This is a genomic window from Frankia sp. CeCAU1 (assembly GCF_977971845.1).
Window position 1 is genome coordinate 1 of record NZ_CDWWXA010000242.1, and the last position, 3,516, is coordinate 3,516.

The 3,516-nt window shown below is 69.4% G+C and carries 2 protein-coding genes; one reads left to right on the top strand and one right to left on the bottom strand.

Annotation, left to right across the window (positions count from 1 at the left end):
* Positions 1-768: 768 nt before the first annotated feature.
* Positions 769-1,893 (bottom strand): ROK family protein, encoded by a 1,125-nt coding sequence (locus AC08OO_RS22955; RefSeq protein ID WP_476611784.1) that lies wholly within the window; start codon positions 1,891-1,893, stop codon positions 769-771.
* Positions 1,894-2,409: 516 nt separating this feature from the next.
* Between AC08OO_RS22955 and AC08OO_RS22960 the strand changes: the two genes are divergently transcribed.
* Positions 2,410-3,516, top strand: a 1,107-nt coding sequence (locus AC08OO_RS22960; protein ID WP_476619069.1) for a phosphotransferase, incomplete at its 3' end; no start/stop codon positions are given.

Below are 3,516 nucleotides of genomic sequence, written 5' to 3' on the forward strand. Positions count from 1 at the left end.
AGACCTCCACCCTCGGGGCTTCGTTCTGGTGCTTCTTTAAGTTACTCGGCTTGTCCGGCGGTGTCAAATCGCTTCTTTTTGTGCGAAATATTCACATCCGAACAGGTCTTACCTTCTTGCACACTCCGGACGTTCGCATTCAAAGCGACCAACCGGAACGTCTTCCCTAGATTATGAGCTTTGGCTTGATTGTGTCAAATCACTCCGGCCCGGTAGTTAACCCACCCACGTGCCGGTGTTTGCCACTCTCGTACCTTATCGCACCGTCCGCGGCCCGTTTCCTCGGGGGGTCTACGCCCCCTCGGAGGAGATCTGGTCCTGCGCGACGCCCGGCTCCCGGAGGAGCTCGGTGGGCGACGAAGAGGAACTATACACGAGTCCGGGCATGGTGAACGGACACGAGGACCTAACTTTCTGGCACCGACGTCTGACAGTGCGCAATCCCCACAGCTGACAGCCTCCGGGCCCCGCGCCGATTCCCTCCCCCGCCGAACCGCTGCCGAGGCCCGCCTCGTCCCTCGTTCACCGGTGCCGTCCGCCCGCCGGCGCAGACACCGGGTCCGATGCGGGGGGTACCCCGGTCAGCGATCCCCAAACCACCCGGACCTCCGATCCGCACGCTCCCTACACCTGCCCCTCCCGCGTCTACCCAGCCGCGAGGCTGTGAGGCCGGGCAGACGCGCCAGCGAGGCATGTTTGAGGAGGAGGGGACACCAGGCGAGACCGACATACCAGGCGACGTCGTAGAAAACGTCGTACCGGCCGGTACTAGCCCTCCCAGGCGTACCGCTCCGGCGCGAGGATGAAGGCGCCGGCCCCCCGAAGCGCGATCCGGCTGGGATCGGAGCTCCGTCTGATCTGCATCCGCCGGGTGAACGCCAACCCCGTGTGACGATCGAAACTGGCCGACAGCGCGTCCCAGAAGATCGGGCCGGACTGCGCAAACCCGCCAGCCACCACGGCGGCCTCCAGGTCGAGCAGGCTCGAGCAGGAGGCCAGTCCGGCCCCCACCGCAGCACCCGCGCGGGCGAGGGCCCGCCGGGCGACGCCGTCGCCGGCCCGTGCCGAGGCTGCAAGCACGCGACCGTTGGCCGGCTGATCCCCCGAAGGCACCCAGCCCTCGCCGATCGCCCAGGCCACCGTCCGCGGACCCGACGCGAGCGCCTCCAGACATCCACGTCCCCCACACGGACAAGGAGGTCCGTCGGCCTCCACCACCATGTGACCGATATGGCCGGCATTGCCGGATGTGCCGTGCAGCAACCGGCCCCCGAGAACCAGGCCGCCTCCGACGCCGGTGGAGACGGTGACGGCGAGCATGTTGCGCACGCCACGGCCCTCACCCATCCAGTGCTCGCCGGCGGCGAGGGCGACGGCGTCGTTGTGGACCAAAACCGGGCCGCCCGGGTATGCGTCCCGCAGCCGCGCCCGCAACGGGAATCCCCGCCAGGCCGGAATGTTCAACGGGGAGACCTCGCCGACCGGCCAGTCCATCGGACCGCTGCACCCGCAGCCGAGTCCCGTCATCTCGTCCGGACGCATCCGCGCCGCGGCGAGCGCCTCGTCGAGGCAGTCCTGGACAACGGCGAAGACCTCCTCGGCATCGACCCCTGCCGCCCGGGCCAACGCCGGCCCAGCGCCGTCCGGATCAGGTGAAGCCGGTGAAGCCGGACGCGGGACCGGCATGGAGCGACGGGCCTGAGCTGCGATCGTGCCGTCCCCCGCGACGACACCGGCGGCGATCTTGGTTCCCCCGATGTCGAGGGCGAGCGCGAAGGTCTTCCGGCCGTCCGCACGCACCGGCTCCGCACCCGCGGGCTCCTTGCCCGACGCGCGGACGTCCCGCGGCCCGCCCGCCTCCCATGGCTGGAACGCCTCCTGCGACTGGGACATCGTCCTGGCGCCTCTCTGCTCGCCGATCGACCGTCGGTACCTGCGGTACCTCGTGAAACCCGGCCGTAACTGAAACCCGGCTGTGACCCGTCCGCCCTCGGCAACCCTTCCGACCACCGGAAACCGGCCTGGAGGCCGACATCCACCACCGGTACCAACCTGGTCTCTCCCGACCTGGAGCGACGGAAGAGGTGGAGCGTACCCGCGATCGGCCCGCACCGACCTCGGCCCCCGCGGAACGCGCAACCCGGCGCACGAAACCCGGCAGGCCGCCACGGCCCAGTCCCGACCCGCCGTGAACCCGGCCCCGTGAACCCGGCCCCGTGAAATTGTGGGATTGAATGGTTGGGGCGGCCGGCGACAGGCCGATCCCCGATCGCGGTCGCCTCCACGAAGAAACCATCCTGAGGCGGGCTCACCGCGATCACCTGAGGTCCACGGGCTTCTGGGCCGCCGAGCACATGGACAAGCCGATCCGCGGTCGGCTAATGTCCGACGGGCAAGGACGATCACCGGTTGAACGACGGTGGCGGTTACTTCCGACGGTCCGTCCCAGGGGGAAGCGGCGTGCTCGGCGCGGGAGTTTGGCCGAATGGTGGCCAGTTCGAGGCTGCGGTCTCCACTGGCGCGGAGGTATTCACGGATCCACGGCTGCGGACCGCCCGGTTCGAACGGGACGCTTTCGGTGCCCCGGTGCAGGTCACCGGCGAGTCGGCGGTCGTTTTCTTCGGAGCTGCGACGGGCAGTGCCTTCGCGCTGCGCTGTCCGACCCGGCCGCTGACCGGCGGAGCCGAACGCTATGCGGCGGTAACGAATCATCTACGTCGTCATCGGGTGCTGTCAGCCTTCCCGAAAGCCGAGTGGGTCGCGCAGGGAGTGCGGGTCGGCGAGAAATGGTGGCCGGTGGTCGTCATGGACCAGGTCCAGGGCACCACCCTGCGGACCTACGTCCGCCAGCACCTCGCATCTCCGGAAGCGCTGCGTGACCTCGCCGCCGGATGGAAGCTTCTACTCGGTGAGATGAGCAAGGCCGAGATCGCCCACGGCGATCTGCAGCACGGCAACGTGTTCGTCACCGAACAAGGTTCAGTACGCCTCGTGGACCTGGACTCGGTTTGGGTCCCGGCGGTCGCGCACCTACCGCCGGACGAGCATGGACATCGCCACTACCAGCACCCCCGCCGGCAGGCGACGGGCTACTGGGACCGCCGCGTCGACACCTTCCCGGGTCTCGTCATCTACCTCTCGGTGCTGGCGGTCGCCGCCGACCCGGCCCTGTGGGAAGAGTTCCACCGCGACGAGAACCTCATCCTGAGCGCGTCCGACCTCGCCCAGCCCGACCACACGCCGATCTGGTCACGACTCGCCGCAAGCCGGGACGGCGAGGTCCGTCGGCTCGTCCCGCTGCTGAGGCGCTTCTGCCTCGGGCCGCCGGCGGTTGACGTCGATTTGCCGACGCTGCTGCGCGACGCCGACAGCGCCCTGCCGGACGCGCCTGTCAGCGAGGCGGTCGCGCCGTCCCTCGGCGCGGGGAGTTCCTGGTGGGAACCGAGCCAGGCTTCCGTCCCGACGAAGCCGATCGATCCCAGCCAGGGCTGGGCGACCCCGCCCTCTCCGTCGGGA